Consider the following 20,026-nt stretch of genomic DNA (forward strand, 5'->3'; position numbering starts at 1 on the left):
GAGGTTGTCCCGGCGTACGGCTTGTTTGTCGACTTCCGCACTGTGAGATCACTATCGTTGGCTGCGTGAACCTCTTCGGTGTCGACATCTCCAAGCACCTCCTTCGCGACGAAGGGGAGGTCGTCGTCGACGAGGTCACCCATCACTGGGTCGCCTACCTCCGTCCGGTGGGCGAGGCGATCCTCGGGCTGGCGCTGATGATCGTCGCGGCGACGATCGACATGAACGTCGCCTGGATCATCGTGCTGCTCGCCTTCGCGCTGGTCGGGCACGCGTTCTGGCGGGCGCTGGTGGTCAGCCGGGACCGGTTCGTGGTCACCAACATGCGCATCTTCCGCGTCCACGGTGTGCTCTCGAGCGAGCTGGCGACCATGCCGCTTGCGCGAGTCCTCGACATCACCGTGAAGCAGTCGTTCACCGGCCAGATCTTCAACTACGGCCACTTCGTCTTCGAGTCGGCCGCCCAGGAGCAGGGCCTCAACAACATCTACTTCGTAGGCCGGCCGAACGAGCGAGATCTGACCATCCAGCGCGTCGTCCAGCGCGCCGGTCTCCGCGGCAGCGTGGGATAAACCAGCGTCGGGTGCCCGCCACGCTGGTGCCTGCTCCTAGGATTGACCACATGACGCAGCAGCCGTTCTCCCGTCCCGGAGCCGTCGACCTCTCCGGGCTCGCCAGCACCTCGCCCGCCCAGGACGCCCCCTTCGGCGGTCCGGCCGATGCGGCTCCCGCCCAGGGGCGGAGCGCCGGCTCCTACACCGTCGAGGTCGACGAGCAGATCTTCCAGTCGGTGCTCGAGGCGTCGATGACCGCTCCGGTCGTTCTGGTCTTCTACTCGGCCTCCCGCGCTCCCGAGAGCGTCACCTATGCGGGCGACGTGTCGACGGTCGTGGAGGAGTACGACGGCCGCTTCCTGGTCGGCCTGGTCGACATCGACAAGAACCCGCAGATCGCGCAGGCGCTGCAGGTGCCCCAGGTGCCGCTCCTCTACATCCTGCTCGACGGCCGGCCGGTCACCCAGCCGATCCCGGGCGCGCTCAACCTCGAGGAGCTGCGTACGGTCTTCCAGCAGCTCGGGCAGCAGCTCACCACCCAGGGGATCGGCGGGCGGCACAAGCCCAACGCCCTCGGCGGTGCCGTGGCGACCGAGGACGGGGACGAGCCGGCGATGGATCCGCGCTACGCCCCGGCCCAGGACGCCCTGGAGCGCGGCGACATCGATGCCGCCGTGGCCGAGTACGAGAAGCTGATCGCCTCCAACCCCGCCGACTCCGAGGCAGCGGCCGGGCTGGCGATGGCCAAGGTGCTGCAGCGTACGCAGGGGGTCGACCTCAACGCCGCCCGTGCCGCCGCCGCGGCCGCACCTGACGACGTCGAGGCGCAGACTCTCGTCGCCGACCTTGACCTGCTCGGCGGCCACGTCGAGGACTCCTTCATCCGGCTGGTCGAGCTCGTGCGGCGTACGTCGGGGGATGAGCGCAACAAGGCGCGCGAGCACCTGCTCGGGCTCTTCGCCGCGGTCGGCAACGACGACGAGCGGGTGCTCAAGGGCCGTCAGTCGCTGGCCTCAGCCCTGTTCTGAGCGGCCCTGTTCTGAGCCGCGAGGGCCGTCAGCACGGCGGTGACCGCCGGTGAGGCGGTCATCGTGCGCCGGTGCAGCGCGAGGATCTCGCGCGTGGGGACCGGGTCGACGACGCGTACGGCGACCAGGTCCTCACCCAGCGCCGCCCGCCCCATGCGGGGGATGAGCGCGATCCCGAGCCCGGCTCGCACCAGGGCCAGATGGCTGTCGAACTCCATCGAGACGTGCGCGATCCGCGGCAGATGGCCGGTGCCGGCGTACATCCGGTTCAGCCACTGCCGGCAGATCGTGCCCTCCGGCGTCGCGATCCAGTCCTCGGCGACGAGGTCGTGGGGGGTCACCTTGGCGAGCTGGGCCAGCGGGTGGTCGCGATGGGCGATCACGTCGGCGATGTCGCGGTGGAGCTCGGTGGTGACGAGATGGTCGGGGATGGAGAGCGGCACGTCGCCCCAGGAGTGCACGACGCCGATCTCGCTGTGACCGGTGGCGACCAGGTCGACGGTGTCCCACGGCTCGCGCTCGGAGAGGGTGAGGGCGAGCTCGGGATGGGCGACGCGGAGCTGGCCCGCGACCGGCGCGACCAGTCCGCGCATTGCCGTCGAGAAGGCGGTCAGCCGCAGCCGACCGGCCACGGTGGTCGCCTGCTCGTGCAGCCCGGACTCCAGCGACTCCATGTCGGCGAGCAGCCGCGACCCCTCCTCGACCAGGTGCCGGCCGGCGTGGGTGAGCATGACGCCGCGCCCGATCCGCTCCAGAAGAGGTACGCCGACCTGCCGCTCGAGCCGCTTGACCTGCTGTGACACGGCGCTGGGCGTGAAGCCCAGGGCGTCGGCGGCCGCCACCACCGAGCCGTGGGTGTCGACGGTGCGGAGCGCGACGAGCGAGGCGAGGTCGATCATGAAGAAATGCTACGTCATCGGATGAAGAATCATTCGCTGGTGCTTCATTGTCTTTGTTGTCATCGTTGATGATGTGAACCGCCGTGACTCGCTGCTCGCCGTCCTCGTCGCCGTCCTGTGGGGCTTCAACTTCGTCGTCATCGACTGGGGCCTCGAGGCGCGCGACGGGCATGCGGTGCCGCCGCTGCTCCTGCTCGCGGTGCGCTTCGTCCTGGTCGCCTTCCCGGCGGTGTTCCTGCTCCCCCGGCCGAAGGCTTCGTGGCGGGTGGTGGCGGCGGTCGGGATCTTCATGAGCCTGGGCCAGTTCGGGCTGCTCTACACGAGCATGGCCGCCGGGATGCCGCCTGGGCTCGCCGGGCTTGTGCTCCAGGCGCAGGTCGTGCTCACCATCGTCATCGCGGCCGGTGTCCTGCGCGAGCGGCCGACCCTCTTGCAGGTCGTCGGCGTCGCTGCCGGCGCCCTCGGACTGATCGTGGTGGCGCTCGGGCGAGGCGGTCACGTGCCCGTCGTCGCGCTGGTGCTCTGCCTGCTCGCCGCGCTGTCGTGGGCGATCGGCAACGTGATCTCCAGGGCGGCCAAGGTGCCCGGCGGGCTCTCACTGACGGTCTGGTCGGCCCTGGTGGTTCCGCTCCCGCTGCTGGCGCTCTCGCTGGTTCTCGACGGACCCGAGGGTGTCCGCGAGGGAGTGGCCGCCTTTGGCTGGGAGGCGCTCGTCTCCACGGCCTACACGGTGGTGCTGGCCTCGTTCGTCGGCTACGGGATCTTCAACTCGCTGCTCGCTCGGCACCCGGCGTCGTCGGTGGTGCCGTGGATCCTGCTGGTGCCCCCGGTCGCGATCGGCTCCGCGTGGCTGCTGCTCGGGGAGGTGCCGAGCGCCGGCGAGCTCGCCGGTGGCGCTCTCCTGGTGATCGGGGCGCTCGTCGCCCAGGGAGTCGTGCGCCTGCCCCGGTCCTCCGGGGTCGCTGGGTCGCTCCCGGATCTCGTCGAGACCGGGAAGGGCCGCTGAGCCCTCTCCTGACCTGAGTGACGGACTGGCCACATTCGGCCAGTCCGTCACTGAGCCTCCCGTCATACGTGTGACGTGCGCCATACTGAACCTCCGTTGGAGTTGAATCGTTTCAGGAGGTGCGATGAGAGCCCTGGTCACCCTTGCGTTGGTGGCGTCAGCCGTCGGTCTGATGCCGTCCGCGGCGGTCGCGAGCGACCCGTCCGGCGGGGTTGCCGCCCCGGCGCGACTCAGCGTCGGAGGGGTGAGCGACCCGATCGGCATCGACGACCTCACCCCCGATCTGCAGTGGCGCAACGGCGCCGGCGTCGCCCGGCAGACGGCCTACCAGGTCCGGGTCGCATCCATCCGGAGCCGGCTGGGCGCCCCCGACCTGTGGGACAGCGGCCGCGTCCGCTCGGCCGCGATGGCGACGTCCTACGCGGGCGACCGCCTCGGCTCCCGAGACAAGGCGTCGTGGCAGGTCCGGGTGTGGGATGCGGCCGGCCGGGCGAGCGAGTGGAGCAGACCGGCCTCCTTCGAGATGGGTCTGCTCGACGATTCCGACTGGCAGGGCCGGTGGATCACCGACGAGCGCTGGGCAGCCCCGCTCCACCAGGACGTCGCCATCGGCGCGCAGGAAGCCCGCTATGTACGGCTGACCGTGATCGACCTCGGCCGGCCCGGCGAGCCCCTGGACGACCCGGACTGGAAGCCGCGCCTCGAGCTCGGCGAGATCGAGGTCACCCACGGCACCGACGGGGCCAACCTGGCCGAGGGCGCCACGGTGACGGTCTCCGAGGAGAACTCCGAGCCGGGCGTGTGGGACCCCGCCTACCTGACCGACGGCAAGGTCACCACCGCGGACGACCCGCGTGGCTACCGCAGCGACTACCACCCCGAGACCGACGTCCAGGACCAGCCGATCGTGATCACGATCGACCTGGGGGAGCCGACGGCGATCGACACTGTCCGGCTCTACTCGCTGTGGGACGCGCCCAGCGACTACGGCACCACCCCGAACTTCCCCCGCGACTTCCAGGTCTCGGTCTCCGCGGACGACACGACGTTCACCAAGGTCGGGCCGCGGACCAAGGTCTCCGCGGTCTCCAACCTGCACACCTCTCCGGAGGGGCTGCCGGTGCTGGCCCGGGACTTCACCGCCGATGACGGCATCGCCTCCGCGCGGCTCTACGTCACCGGCGAGGGCGTCTACGACGCCTCGCTCAACGGCGAGCCGGTCTCGCCCGACCTGCTGCAGCCCGGAAACACCGAGCACAGCGTCCGCGTCCCCTACGCGACGTACGACGTGACGAGGCTGCTCCGCAGGGGCAGCAACACCTGGGGGATCGAGCTCGGCAACGGGATCTACAACGTCTTCAACACCCCCGAGATCCCCAAGCGCTACATGAAGGCGGCCGCCGGGCACGGCGCCCCGCGGGCGATGGGGCAGCTCGAGATCACCTACCGCAACGGCCGGCGCCGGACGGTCGCGACCGGCTCCTCGTTCGAGTCGACCCTCGGTGAGGTCACCTTCTCGAACTGGTACGGCGGCGAGGACCACGACGCCCGGCGCGACCTGGGCGCTTGGAACGAACCCGGCGCGGACCGCGACGGCTGGCTCGACGCGGTCGACATCGGCGCCCCGGCCGGCGACCCGGAGCTGGTGGCTCAGCAGAGCCCGCCGATCCGCGAGGTCGACACCTTGGAGACCGTCGCCGTCAAGGAGCCGAAGGCGGGGACGTACGTCTTCGATCTCGGCACCAACTTCGCCGGCTGGCAGCAGCTGACGACCAGCGGTCCGGCCGGGACCACGATCACGATGCGCCCGGCCGAGAAGCTCAAGGCCGACGGCACCGTCGACCAGGGCAGCGTCGGTGGCGACATCCGGGACCGGTTCACCCTGGCCGGCACCGGCGAGGAGATGTTCACGCCGAGGTTCGTCTACCACGGCTTCCGCTACCTCCAGGTCGAGGGCCTGACCACCGCGCCGACCGCCGCGACGGTGAAGGGGCTGGTGCTGCGCGCCACCGACCGGGCGGTCGGCTCGTTCACCACCTCCGACGCTCAGATGACCGGGATCCACCGGATCATCGACCGCTCGGTGCAGTCCAACATGTACTCCGTCTTCACCGACTGCCCGCACCGCGAGAAGCTCGGCTGGCTCGACCAGACCAACCTGGTCTTCGACACCCTCGCCTACGGCTACGACGTCCAGGCGCACTACCGCAAGATGCTGCAGGACGTCGTTGACGCCCAGCAGGACAACGGGCTGATCCCCACCACCGCACCGGAGGACGCCCTCTTCGCCGGGGCCTTCCGGCACGACGCCAACTGGGGCGCGACCCTCGCGGTGTCGTCCTGGCAGATCTACCAGTGGTACGGCGACGACAGCGCCATGCGCGCCCACTGGCCGCAGATGGTGGAGTACGCCGACTACCTGGCCTCGATCGCAACCGGCGGCATCGTCTCCGGTGGCCTCGGTGACTGGATCACCCCGGCCTCACCGGCCACACCTCCGGCGCTGACCCAGACCTGGGCCTACCACCGGATCCTCACCCACATGAGCAGGATCGCGGCCGCCCTCGGTCGCGACGCCGACGCCGCTGCATACGACCAGAAGGCGGCGGAGGTGGCCACGGCCTTCCACGCGACCTTCTACCACCCGGAGACCGGGCTCTACGGCAACGGCGACCAGGCCAGCCAGGCCCTGGCGCTCCAGGAGAACCTCGTCCCGACCGACCTGCGGGCCGGTGTCCTGGACAGGTTCGTCCAGCAGATCCGCGCCGCGGACGACCACATCGTCGTCGGCGAGGTGGGTCTGTACGCAGCCGTCGACCTGCTTTCTCGGGAACGGCTCGACGAGGTGCTCCACGACTGGGTGCAGCGCGACGACGGGGTCAGCTACGGCAAGTTCCTCGCCTCCGGCGCGACCTCGCTGCCGGAGAGCTGGACCAGCTCCGGCGCCTCGCAGAACCACTACATGCTCGGTGCGATCGACTCCTGGTTCACCGGTGGGGTCGCCGGCATCACCCAGGCCGAGGACTCGGTGGCCTGGAAGAAGGTCGTGATCGAGCCCGCGCTCGTCGGTGACGTCGAGTCGGCCGCGTCCTCCTACGAGTCGGTCCGGGGCACGATCTCCAGCTCGTGGGTCCGGACCGACGGACAGGTCCGGCTCACCGCCACGATCCCGCCGAACACCACCGCGACCGTCCGGGTGCCGGCAGCCGAGGGTGTCCGGGTCACCACCCCGACCGGCGCCCGCCGGGTGGCCTCGACGGTCCCCGGGTTCGCCGAGTTCGAGGTCGGGACCGGCACGTACACCTTCATCACCAGGTAGGGAGCAGAACATGATCCGACTCACCGGCCTTCTCGCCGGCACCGTGGCGCTGGCGACGTCGCTCGCGCTCGGCACCGTACCCACCGATCCTGCGGTGGCGACCCCGGCGACGGAGGCGTCGACCGAGGCACGCGGCTTCGATCCGGCGGCCTTCGCCGACCCGCCCCGCGACAGCCGCCCGGCTTTCTATTGGTACTGGACGGGCAACGTGACCCCGGACGTCGTCGACGCGCAGATGGCGGAGATGCGCGACAAGGGCGTCTACGAGGCGGTCCTCTTCCCCTACGGCGGCGACAAGATGCAGCCGGCGTTCTTCACGGAGGCATGGTTCGACATCGTCGAGCACGTCCTGCGGGAGGCGCAGCGCACCGGGATGCGGATCTGGCTGTTCAACGACAGCAACTTCCCCAGCGGCAAGGCGGGCGGCATCATCGCCAACGGCGGCACCGTCGGGGACAAGACGTACGAGCCGAGCCCGGAGCTGCGCCTCAAGGCGCTGCAGCGCTCGACGCGCGTCGTCGAGGGCCCGGCGACGATCGACCCGGCCGAGTCCAGCGGTCTCAGCGTCGAGGGCGGGCGGCTCGTCGTGGACGCGGCCATCCGCGAGGGCGCGCACCCGATCACCCCCGGTGCGACCTGGGGCGACTACACCGCGACCGGGAAGGTCACCCTGACCGCCTCCGGCGCGCAGCTCGTCGTACGCGCCTCCGAGGACGGCAGCCGCGGCTACCTCGTCGATGTCGATGTGAAGGGCAAGGCGAGCGTCTGGCGCCTCGACGGCGGCTCGCGGACCCGGCTGACCACCGGCGTGAACACCCCGGGCTTCTCGCCGCGGCGGGAGCAGACGATCAGCGTCACCGTCACCGGCGACCGGATCCAGCCGGTGATCAACAAGACCGTCCAGCCCGAGGCGGTCGACGCGACGTACGCCACGGGTGCTCCGGCGGTCAGCGCTGAGTTCGGCGGCGTGGGGATCGAGGACGCGGTCGAGGGCCTTCAGCGCGTGCAGTGGAACGACCTGACCGTGACCGACGCGGCCGGGGCTGCGCTGTGGTCGGAGACCTTCGACGACAGCGAGGCGATCGGCGACTTCGGCGGCCCGCTGGTCAAGCTGAAGGACACGGTCGCGGCCGCGGCTCGCCCGACGGGATCGACCGACGGTGGCGACCTGGTCGAGCTCACCCCGAACCTCGAGGACGGCTCCTGGAAGGTGCCGGCAGGGCACTGGCAGGTAGACACCTTCGCCCACACGACCCTGGTCGACGACACCAGCGGCTACCACCGCGGCTACCTCAACCTGCTCGACCCTGACGCGACCGACCGGCTGCTCGAGGTGGTGCAGGGCGAGTACCAGCGCCGTTTCGGCTGGGCGATGGGCTCGGTGGTGCCGGGCTTCTGGGACGACGAGCCCTTCATCTCCTCCGCCGAGCCGTGGCCCTTCAAGCGGCTCGCCTGGTCCGACGGTCTCGCGGACCTGATCGAGGACGCGGGCGGGTCCCCGGGGGTCGCGTTCACTTCCGCCTCCGATCAGCTCGGCCGCACCGGTGAGCAGTACGCCGGAACCTACTGGCGCGCGGTCAACGACGCGTTCGCGACCAACTACTACCAGCGCCAGGCCGCCTGGATGGGCGAGCACGGGCTGCAGCTGATCACCAACCCGCTCCTCGATGAGGAGGGCCCGCAGCAGCGGATGCACAGCACCGGCGACCTGGCCAAGAACAACCAGTACGCCCAGGTCCCGGGCACCGACATGATCACCACCGACTACACCGCGGGCAGGCAGACCACCCTGATGCGCAACGCCGCCTCGGCGGCCCACCAGAGCGGTGCCGAGCGCGCCCTGGTGGAGGTGTTCGGCAACTCCGGCTGGGGCGTCGCGCCGGAGTACATGCACGCCACGATCGGTGCCCTGGCCACCCGGGGAGCCAATTTCACCGCGCTGCACGCGATGTGGACCGACGAGAAGCAGGTCTACTTCGCGCCGCCGTTCGGGCCCGCCAGCACCTACTGGGACGCGATGGGCGACGTCGACGCCTGGATCGGCCGGGTCATGGAGCTCGGCCGGGGCGACTCGCTCGCCCGCACCGCCCTGGTCCAGCCGCAGCGGGCCGCGGAGCAGACCCGCACCACGGACGCCGAGCACCAGCTCGATGATCACCTCAGCGGGGCCGCCTTCGCCCTCGAACGCGGCCAGGTCGACTTCGACCTGCTCAGCGACGGTTCGCTGTCCGGCGATCCGGGCACTCGCTATCAGGCGCGCTCCGACGACGGCGTGCTGAAGGTCGGCGAGGCGAGCTACCGGATGCTCGTGCTGCCGACGACGCCGGTGCTGGACCTGGAGACGGCCCGGACCCTGAAGAAGTTCGTACGCGGCGGCGGGCGTGTGGCAGCCGTCGGGCCGTTGCCCGAGCTGGAGGCCGGCGGCCGGACCGCCGAGCTGGACCGGGAGCTGCGCTCGCTGTTCGGCGGCGCCTCGGCGGGTTGGACCCGGCACGGCGAGGGCCACGTCGCCGTCGTCGCGGACGCGGACGCTCTCGGTGGGCTCGCGGCTTCCGCCGGTGTCTCCGCCGCCGAGCTCAGCCCGGCCGCGCCTGCGGTGCGGGTGCTGCGTACCAGCCGGGACGGGGATGTCGCGTTCCTGGTCAACAACGAGAGCGACCAGGCCGTCATCACCTCGGCGACCCTTCCGGTCGACGGCGTGCCGGAGATCTGGGACCCGCGCGACGGCAGCACCGAGGTCGCCGCGACGTACGACGAGGGCGGGAGCAAGGAGACCACCGTGCCGCTGCGGCTCGATCCCTACGAGACGCTCGCGATCGTCTTCCAGAAGGGCGCCAGGCCAGGCGCGCACCTGGTCGGTGACCAGGTCGCCGAGTCGGTGATCCGGAGCGGGAAGGCACTCGAGGCGACCGTCCTGGTCGACGAGCCCGGGACGAGGACCCTCACCGGCAAGGACGGGCAGCGGACCTACCGCGGCGAGGCCACGACGACCGACCAGCTGCAGCCGATCGCGCTGGACGGGCCGTGGACGGTGAAGCTCGAGCGGGAGGGCGAGTCGGAGCAGACCCGGCCGCTGGGATCGTGGACGACCATCGACCCCCGCTTCTCCGGGAGCGCGACCTACCGCACCTCGGTCGACGTCACCGCCGCCGACCTGGCCGGCCGGCGGATGCTGCTCGACCTCGGCGAGGTGCGCGACATCGCGCAGGTCACGATCAACGGGGTCGTGCTGCCGCGGGCGCTGTGGCGTCCGTACGTCATCGACGCCACCGAGGCGCTACGTGCCGGCGCGAACACGATCGAGGTCCGCGTCACCAACACGCTGCTGAACCAGCGTGGCAAGGCCAACCAGGTCCCGCCGACCTCCGGTCTGCTCGGGCCGGTCAGCCTCCGTCCGCGGGCGGTGGTCGTCGCGGAGCTGACGCCGTCGCGGTGAGGTGGAGACGCGTCAGGGGCGGCCCGACTCGGTGTAGCCGGGGCCGCCCCGCAGCGCGGCGAGGGCGGCCTCGACCCGGCGCGCGGTGAAGTCGGCGGCCCGCTCGCGGACCTCGTCGCGGGTGCAGAACGCCACCGAGCGGATCTCGCGCGGCTGGAGAGTGGTCCGCTCGACGATCGAGGACGGGTGGACGCCGCCGTCGAAGACCAGGCAGACGGCGTCGTCCCAGCCGCCCCACGGCGGCAGCCAGTCGGTGAGCAGCAGGTTTCCGGCCGGGATGACGAGGGCGAGCTCCTCCTCGATCTCGCGGGTGGTGGCGAGCTTCGGCGACTCACCGACCTCCACGATGCCGCCGGGCAGGTCCCAGTCCTTCTTGTAGGTCAGCTGGCACATCAGGACGCGCTCCTCGGCGTCGCGCACCAGCATCTGCCCGATCGCGCGCTTGCGCGGAAGGAACGAGTTGAGCAGCGCCCGGAAGCCCTCGGGCGCCTCCACCGGGGCATCGCTCGCGACCCGGGCATAGATCATCCGGTCCTTGCCGCCCGCCACGCCGCGGAGCAGCCCCTCGCGATGGAGCCCTGACCAGGTCGCGGTGCGCTGTTCGGTCGGGTCCTCCGGGTCGACCAGCGCCTCCACCCGGTGATGGGTGAGCAGCGCGGCGGCCACCTCGCGGCGTACGACATCGACGGCCTCGCCCGCGGCCCACTCGATCCGGGCAACGCCCTCCGCCACCGTCGTCGTCTCTGGCTCGCTCACGGCGACAACCCTAGTGTCACAACCTGATGAGTGCCGGTGTCTGGATGGTGACGAGATGCTCCGCACGACACAGGAGGGCAACGATGCCCAGCACGTTCAGGATCCCGAAGGCAGATCTGACCGGCCTCTACGGCGCCGTGGTGCGGCGGGTGAGCAAGAAGATGTACGGCGAGGTCCCCGATGTCGGCTACGTCTACTTCCACCACAAGCCGCTGCTGCGCGCGGTGATGGGGTTCGAGACCAAGGTGGGGAAGTGGAAGGCGCTCGACCCGACGTACAAGTCGCTGGCCGAGATGGCCGCGGCGAGCACGATCGGGTGCAGCTGGTGCCTGGACTTCGGCTACTACCTCGCCCGCAACGAGGACCTCGACCTCGAGAAGATCAGCCAGGTGCAGGTGTGGCGGACCGCCGACGTCTTCGACGAGACCGAGCGGAAGGTCATCGAGTACGCCGAGGCGATGTCGTCCACGCCGATGACCGTCACCGACGAGATGGTCGCGGCCCTGCTCGCCGAGCTGGGCACCGAGGCGATGGTGGAGCTGACCCAGATGATCGCGCTGGAGAACATGCGCTCGAGGTTCAACTCGGCCGCCGGGCTGCAGAGTCAGGGCTACTCCGACGTCTGCGAGATCCCGCTCGCGCCGGCGGTAGGGTCGCACGCATGAGCCAGCCGACCGGCGACGATGCCGCGACGAAGGTCTTCGTCGCTCACCGCAACCTGCTCTTCACGGTGGCCTACGAGATGCTCGGCTCGGCCGCCGACGCCGAGGACGTGCTCCAGGAGACCTGGCTGCGCTGGGCCGAGGTGCGGCTGGAGGAGGTGCGTGACCACCGCGCCTACCTGGTGCGGATCACGACCAGGCTCGCGCTCAACCGCATCCGGACGCTGTCGCGCCGCAAGGAGACGTACGTCGGTCCGTGGCTGCCCGAGCCGCTGCTGACCGCGCAGGACGTCGCCGAGGACGCCGAGCTCGCCGACTCGCTCTCGACCGCGGTGCTGTTGGTGCTCGAGACGCTCTCGCCGACCGAGCGGGCCGTCTTCGTGCTGCGCGAGGTCTTCGCGCTGGGCTATGACGAGATCGCGGCGGCGGTCGACAAGTCGCCCGCCGCGGTGCGGCAGATCGCCCACCGGGCGCGCGATCACGTCGCCGAGCGGCGACCGCGCGAGTCGGTCTCGGCGGCCGAGGCGCGGCACGCCCTGGAGCGGTTCCGCGACGCCGCGACCGGCGGCGACCTGCAGTCGCTGCTGGACGTGCTCGCCCCCGACGTCGTGCTCTTCTCCGACGGCGGCGGTGTGGTGCAGGCGGCGCGCAAGCCGATCCACGGCGCCGAGAAGGTGCTGCGGTTCTTCGCGGGGCTGGCGACGAAGTACGGCATCCCCAGGTTCGAGCTGACCAGCGTCAACCAGGCCCCCGGGATGCTGATCTACTTCGGCGAGGAGGTCGACGGCGTCGTCACCCTGCACGTCGAGGACGGCATGGTCACCGGCCTCTACTACGTACGCAACCCCTCCAAGCTCAGCGGCGTCGTCGAGCAGGTCCATCTGGAACGCTGAGGCCGACGCCGGCCGTGAGGTGGCACGTGCGAGGGTGACGACCTACGTGCTGCTGCTTGGAGGTTGGCGATGGAGGAGCGGGTCGACGGCCGGCCACTGCTCGCGGTGCTGGTCACGCTCTGCGTGACCGTCACCGCGGCGTACGGCGTCCTCTACTACGCCTTCACCGTCCTGCAGCCGCAGATCGTCGACGCCACCGGGTGGTCGGCGGCCGCGATCACCACTGCCTTCTCCGCGGGCACGCTCGTGGGGGCCGTCGCGGGCATCCCCGTCGGACGGGTCATCCAGCGCTTCGGGCCGCGGTGGGTGATGGCCGGGGCCAGCCTGCTGGGGGCGCTGTCGTTGCTCGTGGTCGCTGCTGCGCCCTCTTACTGGGTGTTCGCGCTGGGCTGGCTGCTGGTCGGGCTCTCGACCGCGGGGACGTTCTACCCGCCGGCCTTCGCGGCGCTGACCCACTGGTTCGGTACGCGGCGGGTCGATGCCATCACGACGCTCACCCTCGCGGGCGGATTCGCCTCGACGATCTTCGCGCCGCTCACCGATGCGCTGGCGGGCTGGGTGGAGTGGCGATGGACGTACGTGATCCTGGCCGGCGCCTTCGTCGTGCTGACGTTCGTGCCGAGCATCGTCGTGCTCGATCTCGCCTGGGAGCCGACGGCCCCGAAGGAGGACGGTCGACCTGTGCGGGACCGGGACGTGCTGCGGAGCAGCCGGTTCGTGCTGCTCACGCTTGCGGGCACGCTGGTCTCGATGGCCGTGTTCGCCTCGATCGTCCACCTGGTGCCGTTCCTCGTCGAGCACGGGCTGAGCGCGACCACCGCCGCCTGGGCCCTCGGGCTCAGTGGCGCCGGCCAGGTCGCGGGGCGGGCGTTCTATCCGATGCTGGCGCGGAGATTCGGTGTCCGCGCCCGGATGATCGGGGGAGTGCTCTGGTTCGCCGCCTCCATCGCGCTGCTTCCGTTGCTGCCCGCGGTCGGCTGGGTGATGATCGTCGCCTCGGTGCTCACCGGGACTGCTCGCGGGCTCTACACGCTCATCGCTGCGACCGTCGTCAGCGACGTGTGGGGGCCGGAGAGGTACGCCGCGCTCAACGGTGTCTACTCGGCTCCTGCTGGGGTAGCTGGTGCGCTTGCTCCTGCTGTGGGGGCTGCGCTCGCTACCGTGCTGGGTGGGTATGACGCGCTCTACTGGGTGCTTGCTGGGATTGTGCTGGTTGCTGCTTTGCTTGCTGGGGTTGCGTTGGGGTCGTTTGGGCGGCGGTGATTCCGCCTCGCGTCTTTTCGGGGTTGGGGTGGGCCGCCGACCCTTCTTGGAGGGTCTTCTCGATCTGGACCGGCGTCAAGGACGCCCTTCGGGCGCCGGCTTCGCCGGCCGCTTCGCGGTCCTGGACTCCGGACCAGATCGAGAAAAGATTTGGCTGGCTATCGGGGCGGCGGCCCGGGTGTGGCGCAGCGGATTCTTGCCTGGGAAAGATGAGGTTGATGGGGCGTGAGGGTGGCCCTTCGGGCCACTTACCGTCCACAGAGACGATGTTGTTCGCTCACCGCGAAAATCGGGTTTGACCTGGGAAAATAGATGGCCAACGAAGGACCGGAGGCGTAGAATCAGACCCATCACAACACCTCTTTGAAGGGGAAGGATGGCGATGAGTCTCGGCCGCGAGATCAACCCGTGGGGCACCGACCCCGGCGACGCGATCGATGCTGCCTTGAAGGCCATCGAGACCGCCCTCCAAGAACTCCTCTCCACCGATCCCGCCTATTGGCGCACCGGGCAGAAGAAGGACCTGCTCGAGCGGTTGGAGAAGCTCCAGGCCCAACAGGCCGCGTTGAAGCTGCGGGTGCTCGCGACGGCTGGTGATATCGCTGAGGAGACTGGCGCGAAGGATGCGTCCGGGTGGATGCGGACCGAGCTGCTGGTCGACAAGGCCGTGGCGCGCTCGCAGGTGAAACTCGCCGCCGGGGTCGCGAAGTACGACCTGGTGGCCGCCGGCTTGGCTGAGGGTGTGGTGTCGCAGGACAAGGCAAGGGTGATCACCCAGGCCCTCGACGCCATCGAGACCGACCCCGCTGCCAGCGCCGAGGACCTGGTCCTGGCCGAGAAGCTCCTGGTCGATCACGCCAGCCGGTTGACGGCGAACGAGTTGAAGATCGTCGGGCGACGGATCCTGGCCGAGATCGACCCGGAGCGGTTCGAGCAAGTTGAGGCGAAGGCTTTGCAGCGGGAAGAGGAGCACGCCCAGCGACGTACCTTCTTTCAGTCCCGCGACAACGGCGATGGCACCATCGACATCCACGCCCGCGTCTCCCGCACTGTCGGGTTGCGGCTGCGGACCCTGCTGGACTCCCTGGCCCAGCCGCGGAAGCTCTCGGCCGAGAACCGCGGCCGCAAGGCGCCGTATGACCGGCTGCTGGGTCAGGCGTTCGCTCGGGTGGTCGAGACCTACGACGTCGACCAGTTGCCCCGCCACGGTGGCCACGGCACCACGGTGTTCGTCACGATGAGCGTGGACGACCTCCGCAAGGACCTCGGCACCGCCGCGTTGGGATTCGACGGCGAGCAGATCACCGCCGCCGAGGCCCGACGGATGGCCTGCAACGCCGACCTCGTCCCGGTCGTCCTCGGCACCGACTCCGAGATCCTCGACTTCGGTCGCACCGCAAGGTTGGCGTATCCGATCCAGCACCGCGCGCTCCGGCTACGCGACAAGTGCTGCCAAGCCGAAGACTGCGACGCACCGGCGGCCTGGACCGAGGCTCATCATTTGAAACCGTGGTCCGAGGGCGGTCGAACCGATCTGGCGAACATGGTCCTGCTCTGCTCGAGCGACCATCGCCGGATCCACGACCCCAACTACACCTATGAGCGACTACCCGACGGACGAATCAGGTTCGCTCGCCGCGCCTAGGCGTTCGAGAGTGGACTAGGGGACGACAACGGCGCGTCCGCGAAGCGTGCCTTCGTGAAGTCGCCGGTACGCCTCCGGTGCCTCGTCCAGGGAGAATCGCTCCGTCTCCACGTGCACGAGCCCGGCGCGGGCGAGGTCGAAGACCTCCATCAGCTCCGAGCGCGAGCCCCAGTACGGAGCCCGGATCACCGCGTCGTACGGCTTGGAGAGTGTGCCGACCTGGGCGCTGGCGGTGTTGACGCCGACGATGACCAGGTCGCTCTCCACACCGATCACGGACGCGGCCAGGTCGACGGTCGGCTGGGCGCCGACGAAGTCGAAGACGGCGGTGACGCCGCGGGCGCCGACCACCTTGCGGATGTTGTCGGCGGCCGTCTTGTCGGACAGGAAGGCGTGGTGGGCGCCGACGTCGGTGGCCAGGGCGAGCTTGTCCTCGCTGAGGTCGAGCGCGATCACGGTCGCGGGGGAGAGGGCCCGCAGCAGCTGGATCGCGACGTGGCCGAGGCCGCCCGCGCCGATCACGACGGCGGTCGAGCCGCCGACCAGCTTGGGCAGGGAGCCCTTGATGGCGTGGTAGGGCGTCAGGCCGGCGTCGGTGAGCGCCACGTTGGCGACAGGGTCGAGGTCACCGAGTGGCAGCAGGTGGCGGGCGTCCGGCACGAGGACGTACTCGGCCATGGTCCCGTCGGTGCCGAGCCCTGGTGGGCTGATGTGGAGCTCGGCGGCGCGCTCGCAGTAGTTCTCCTTGCCCTGCGCGCAGGGATAGCAGCGGCCGCAGCCCTGCGGCCCGTAGATCGCCACCGGCTCACCGGGCTCGATCCCGTGCGCTCCGTCGCCGAGGGCGTCGACGACCCCGACGCCCTCGTGGCCGAGCGTCATCGGCAGCGGGTAGCCGAACGAGTGCCAGGCATCCTCCGGCAGGCCCATCAGGAAGGAGTCGGAGTGGCAGGCGCCGGCCGCGGTGATCCTCACCCGCACCTGGCCCGGCGCCGGCTCCGGCACCGGAACCTCGCTGATCTCCGGCGCAGCGCCGATCGTGACGTACCTCAGAGCCTTCATCGTCGATCTCCAGACCGGCAGGACCCCCGCCCGCCGTTGCGTCCCGTTCTACCCTGGCGTCGGCGGGGACGCCAGGGTAGACGCGGGTCCGGCTACTGCCCGAAGACCTGCAGCTCGGCGGCGTGGACGATGGTGCCGCGGTCGGAGCCGGTCTTGCAGTCGGTCGTGGTGAGCGGGTCGGCATCCTGCTCGCCGGCGTAGCCTGCATAGCCCGTGCACTGGTTCTCCAACGCCACCAGACGGACCGCAGCTGCGGAGGTGTCGGGGACGTCGAAGGTGCGCAGGTTGAGGTTGGGCGCGACCGGCCTCGGGCGCTTTCCGGGGAAGGCGTCGTCGGGCGAGGTGTAGAAGCGCTTCCAGGTCGCGCCGGCCGTGTCGCACGCGGAGACGCACGCCTCCAGGGCGAACTTCCGGAGCGCGGTGAAGCGCGACCCCGAGTCGGCGTCCGTGTCGGTCGCCGGCGACAGGTAGGCGCTGACGTTGACCGTCTTCACCGTGCGGGTCCCGCCGGCCAGGTCCACGGCGATCGAGGGCGTGGTGGTGTCCACGTTGTCCGCGGTCACCCCGCCCCAGTTGGTGCCCTCGGTGCCGTCGATCAGGGCGCCCGGGTTGCGCGAGCCCTCGGTCGAGGTGAGCACCTTGGCGCCGTTGGCGGCTGCGGCCAGGTTGGTCCCGGTCGCGAACGAGACGGTCTTGGTGATCTCCGCGGGGGAGACCGTGACCGTCTTGCGCTGGGCGCCCCCGGTGGCGGAGACGTAGAGGAGCTCGTACGTCCCCGGCACGAAGTGAGCCACCGACCCGAGCGCGGTGTCGGAGAGGGTGTCGGCGATCGGGGTCGCCCGCGCCTCGAAGCGGCCGACGTAGACGTTCCCGGGTGCGGGCGCGGTGAAGGTGACCTTGACGTTGCGCGAGGCCGGCGAGGCGAAGCTCGGGGTCGGCTCGTCGCTGTCGGCGGTCGTGGTGGCGTACTGACCCATGCCGCGCCGGGCGAACGCATCGGCGATCACCTGGCGGTTTGCGCCGCCGAAGCGCATCTGGTCGGCGGCGATGAACGCGTCGCGGGCGTCCAGCATCGAGGTCGCACCCTGCTGGAGCAGGAACGAGTCGAAGACCAGCTGGATCCAGCGGCGGTTGCCGGGGCACTTGTCGGCGGCCAGCGGCGAGGCGGTCGTCGTCCCGACCGAGCAGCGCCGCTGCAGGGCCTTGTCGGCGTAGGGGAAGGCCGCGTCGTACTTGTCGACCAGAGCCTGCCGCACCGACCACATCGTGCCGTTCCAGATCTCGCCGTCGGCGTGGACCTCGGGCCCGGTGCTGTCGAAGCCGTAGTCGGAGAAGTTGAGCGGGTTCTTGTCGATCGCGAAGTCGCGGATCGCGACGTCGGTGTTGCCGGTGGCGTAGGAGCCGACGGCCCACGGGCTGCCGCCGTTGTAGAGGTCGTGGGCGAACATGTGCTCGGCCGCGGCCAGGTCGCTCCAGGACTCACCCATCGCGCCGCCCTGCTCGGAGGTCAGGCCGTCGTCGGGGCCACCGACCATCCGGTTGGAGATGGCGTGGGTGTACTCGTGGCCGACGATCCCGAAGTCCAGTGACCCGTCGGTGCAGGGCGCGTAGAAGGCGCCGGCGGCGGGCTGGAAGAGGTACTGGTTGGTGACGCCCGGAACGCCGTCCATCAGGGTGAGCTGGTTGGCGTTGTTGCGACCGGTCAGCAGCCCGGTCTGCTCGATGATCTGCGAGTCGAGCGCGGCGGCCTGCGCGTTGCCGACCTCGGCGTCGAGGCCACGGCCGCCACGGCCGAGGTTGTCGGTCTGCAGGTTGTAGTTCTCCTCGGTGAAGCCGAGGAAGTAGGACCAGTCGTGCATCCGGTTGTGGCTCGCGAACAGGTTGCCGACGACGTAGTTGACGTCGTTGCCGCCCGGCCCCAGGTTGGTCGGGGCGCACTTGGAGTTGTTCCAGGCGTCGGTGAACGTGCCGGTGTAGTCGCGCACCGGCGAGATCGGCGCCTGCTCGAGGCCACCGGCGGCCAGCGGCGAGAGCCAGCCCTCGTGGGTGTTGGCGTTGTTGCCGATCGTGGTCAGGCTCGGCACCCCGACTGCCGTGTTGAGCAGCGTGTCCCACGGGCCGGCGTTGGCCAGGCTCTTCAGTTCCGGCCCGGTGCACTCGGCCACCTTGGTCCAGCACGCGATCACGTCGTTGGCCGGGACCGCCTCACCGCCGGTCGAGGCGGCGTCGGGAGTGCCGGGGAAGTAGGACCAGCGCGGGTTGCTGCCCGGCAGGTCACCGGTCTCCGCGCCGGCATCGGAGGACGCGACGGTGACCGTGTAGCTGCCGATGAGGAGCGAGTCGTCGAAGGGGCACACCTGGACCGCGTACGTCCCGGGGTCGATCTTCTCGGCGGTGTAGGTCGCGGTCTCGGGGCTGGTGAGCAGGTCACCCTCCACGAGCAGCTTCCCGTCCGGCGCGAAGAGCTTCACGGTGAAGTCGTCGGTCGGCAGCCCGATCGCGACCGCGGCCAGGGTGCGGGTCTTGTCGTCGGAGATCTCGAAGGTGTGCTTCGGGCCGCAGGCCCCGAGCGCGGTGCCGGTGAACGGGCCTTCGACGTCGTTCTCGTGGTCGACGTTGTCGCGACGCAGGAGCACCTCGCCGGTGACCGCGTCGACCAGCACCGTCTGCCCCAGCAGGGTGGCGGCGGCGGAGTCGACGACGGTGGCCTGGAAGACGGGACGTACGCCCTCGCCGGGGACGGGGAGGGCCCGCAGCCGCACCAGCTGGTCGGTCGCCAGGCCGGGGACCGTCAGCTTGGTCCAGTCGGTCAGCTTCGCGGCCGCGTCGGTGACGATCTCGCCGACCTTCGACCCGGAGATCGGGCGCCCGGCCGCGGCCGCCGCCTTCAGCCACGCCTCGGTCGGGGTGAGCTCGGCCTTCGCCGGGGTGCCGGTCACCTTGGACAGCGAGGAGGAGACGTAGGTGATGGCGCCGTCGGCCACGCCCACGGTGACCATCCCCTCGGTGGCGGCGGACAGGCCGTCGTAGGTCTGCCGGAAGAGCACCGCATGACCGCCCCCGCCGGCCAGCTTCTGGTCGCTGACGAGCTCGAGGTCGCCAAGCTGCGCTGCGCTGAGCCCGAAGACCGGCGCGTTGTCGTCGAGGAAGCCCCGGGCAGCGGCGACCGGGTCCGAGGAGCCGGCTGTGGCCAGCACGCCGTCGGAGGAGATCAGCGAGGTCGGAGTCCCATGGGCGTTCCAGCGGATGTCGACGGCGTCCAGGGCCTTGGCCGCGGACTCCTGGGTCGAGGTGGGCAGCACGCGGTCGCGTACGTCCGGGCCGGCATCGGCCTCGTGACCGAGCAGCCCGCCGGAGCGGGCCGCCTCAGCCATGGTGTTGGCAGTGTCATCGGTAGTGGAGAGCGCGGCACCCGAGACCGGCGTCACCAGCACGAGTACGCCGAGGGCGATGCTCAGCGCGGCACCGAGGCTCACCCTGGCGCGGCTGGAACGAATATCGGTCAT

13 protein-coding genes are annotated in these 20,026 nt (G+C 70.4%); 9 read left to right on the forward strand and 4 right to left on the reverse strand.

Going from position 1 to position 20,026, the window contains the following annotated elements; genetic code table 11:
* The first annotated feature begins 65 nt into the window (after positions 1-65).
* A complete protein-coding gene (locus OH802_RS11695; RefSeq protein WP_406028033.1) occupies positions 66-572 on the forward strand; it encodes a PH domain-containing protein in 507 nt (168 codons plus the stop codon).
* 50 nt (positions 573-622) lie between these two features.
* Positions 623-1,582, forward strand: coding sequence for a co-chaperone YbbN (locus OH802_RS11700; RefSeq protein ID WP_406028035.1), 960 nt, complete (start codon positions 623-625; stop codon positions 1,580-1,582).
* Here the strand turns inward: OH802_RS11700 and OH802_RS11705 are convergent.
* Positions 1,555-2,481: a LysR family transcriptional regulator gene (locus OH802_RS11705; RefSeq protein ID WP_406028037.1), complete on the reverse strand. Its 927-nt coding sequence runs from the start codon at positions 2,479-2,481 to the stop codon at positions 1,555-1,557. The two genes, OH802_RS11700 and OH802_RS11705, sit on opposite strands and share 28 nt — an antisense overlap.
* Positions 2,482-2,554: 73 nt before the next feature.
* On the opposite strand from OH802_RS11705, the gene OH802_RS11710 reads away from it, so the two are divergent.
* The 3 genes from OH802_RS11710 to OH802_RS11720 all read left to right on the forward strand — a co-directional run bounded on the left by OH802_RS11710 (position 2,555) and on the right by OH802_RS11720 (position 10,242).
* Positions 2,555-3,487, forward strand: a complete 933-nt coding sequence (locus OH802_RS11710; protein ID WP_406028039.1) for an EamA family transporter — start codon at positions 2,555-2,557, stop codon at positions 3,485-3,487.
* Between the two features lie 124 nt (positions 3,488-3,611).
* The gene (locus OH802_RS11715) at positions 3,612-6,806 is read left to right on the forward strand and encodes a family 78 glycoside hydrolase catalytic domain (RefSeq protein WP_406028041.1); all 3,195 of its coding nucleotides are present in this window, start codon (positions 3,612-3,614) and stop codon (positions 6,804-6,806) included.
* Between the two features lie 10 nt (positions 6,807-6,816).
* Positions 6,817-10,242 (forward strand): glycosyl hydrolase, encoded by a 3,426-nt coding sequence (locus OH802_RS11720; RefSeq protein WP_406028043.1) that lies wholly within the window; start codon positions 6,817-6,819, stop codon positions 10,240-10,242.
* Positions 10,243-10,254: 12 nt separating this feature from the next.
* Here OH802_RS11720 and OH802_RS11725 read toward each other — a convergent pair whose 3' ends face one another.
* On the reverse strand, positions 10,255-10,998 hold the full coding sequence (locus OH802_RS11725) for an NUDIX domain-containing protein (protein ID WP_406028046.1): 744 nt from the start codon (positions 10,996-10,998) through the stop codon (positions 10,255-10,257).
* Positions 10,999-11,081: 83 nt separating this feature from the next.
* Here OH802_RS11725 and OH802_RS11730 point away from each other — a divergent pair, with 83 nt between their 5' ends.
* The 4 genes from OH802_RS11730 (at position 11,082) to OH802_RS11745 (ending at position 15,461) form a co-directional block, all read left to right on the forward strand.
* Positions 11,082-11,663 (forward strand): carboxymuconolactone decarboxylase family protein, encoded by a 582-nt coding sequence (locus OH802_RS11730; RefSeq protein WP_406028048.1) that lies wholly within the window; start codon positions 11,082-11,084, stop codon positions 11,661-11,663.
* Positions 11,660-12,553 (forward strand): RNA polymerase sigma-70 factor, encoded by an 894-nt coding sequence (locus OH802_RS11735; protein ID WP_406028050.1) that lies wholly within the window; start codon positions 11,660-11,662, stop codon positions 12,551-12,553. Before OH802_RS11730 ends, OH802_RS11735 begins: the two co-directional genes overlap by 4 nt.
* 69 nt (positions 12,554-12,622) lie before the next feature.
* Positions 12,623-13,816 carry an MFS transporter gene (locus OH802_RS11740; protein ID WP_406028052.1) on the forward strand — a complete coding sequence of 398 codons (1,194 nt, stop codon included), beginning with the start codon at positions 12,623-12,625 and terminating at the stop codon, positions 13,814-13,816.
* 382 nt (positions 13,817-14,198) lie between these two features.
* Positions 14,199-15,461 carry a DUF222 domain-containing protein gene (locus tag OH802_RS11745; RefSeq protein ID WP_406028054.1) on the forward strand — a complete coding sequence of 421 codons (1,263 nt, stop codon included), beginning with the start codon at positions 14,199-14,201 and terminating at the stop codon, positions 15,459-15,461.
* A 15-nt stretch (positions 15,462-15,476) separates the two neighbouring features.
* Here OH802_RS11745 and OH802_RS11750 read toward each other — a convergent pair whose 3' ends face one another.
* Positions 15,477-16,520 carry an NAD(P)-dependent alcohol dehydrogenase gene (locus tag OH802_RS11750; protein WP_406028056.1) on the reverse strand — a complete coding sequence of 348 codons (1,044 nt, stop codon included), beginning with the start codon at positions 16,518-16,520 and terminating at the stop codon, positions 15,477-15,479.
* 92 nt (positions 16,521-16,612) lie between these two features.
* Entirely contained in the window at positions 16,613-20,026 is a 3,414-nt protein-coding gene (locus tag OH802_RS11755) for a M36 family metallopeptidase (protein ID WP_406028058.1), read from the reverse strand.

The sequence above is a fragment of the Nocardioides sp. NBC_00850 genome, assembly GCF_045207335.1.
In the GTDB taxonomy this organism is placed as follows: Bacteria; Actinomycetota; Actinomycetes; order Propionibacteriales; family Nocardioidaceae; genus Nocardioides.

Excerpts from the sequence above, each read along its gene's own strand:
- OH802_RS11740 (WP_406028052.1), top strand. The coding sequence starts at position 12,623 with ATGGAGGAGCGGGTCGACGGCCGGCCACTGCTCGCGGTGCTGGTCACG.
- OH802_RS11720 (WP_406028043.1), top strand. The coding sequence starts at position 6,817 with ATGATCCGACTCACCGGCCTTCTCGCCGGCACCGTGGCGCTGGCGACG.
- OH802_RS11730 (WP_406028048.1), top strand. The coding sequence starts at position 11,082 with ATGCCCAGCACGTTCAGGATCCCGAAGGCAGATCTGACCGGCCTCTAC.
- OH802_RS11750 (WP_406028056.1), bottom strand. The coding sequence starts at position 16,520 with ATGAAGGCTCTGAGGTACGTCACGATCGGCGCTGCGCCGGAGATCAGC.
- OH802_RS11735 (WP_406028050.1), top strand. The coding sequence starts at position 11,660 with ATGAGCCAGCCGACCGGCGACGATGCCGCGACGAAGGTCTTCGTCGCT.
- OH802_RS11705 (WP_406028037.1), bottom strand. The coding sequence starts at position 2,481 with ATGATCGACCTCGCCTCGCTCGTCGCGCTCCGCACCGTCGACACCCAC.
- OH802_RS11700 (WP_406028035.1), top strand. The coding sequence starts at position 623 with ATGACGCAGCAGCCGTTCTCCCGTCCCGGAGCCGTCGACCTCTCCGGG.
- OH802_RS11755 (WP_406028058.1), bottom strand. The coding sequence starts at position 20,026 with ATGACCGATATTCGTTCCAGCCGCGCCAGGGTGAGCCTCGGTGCCGCG.
- OH802_RS11715 (WP_406028041.1), top strand. The coding sequence starts at position 3,612 with ATGAGAGCCCTGGTCACCCTTGCGTTGGTGGCGTCAGCCGTCGGTCTG.
- OH802_RS11745 (WP_406028054.1), top strand. The coding sequence starts at position 14,199 with ATGAGTCTCGGCCGCGAGATCAACCCGTGGGGCACCGACCCCGGCGAC.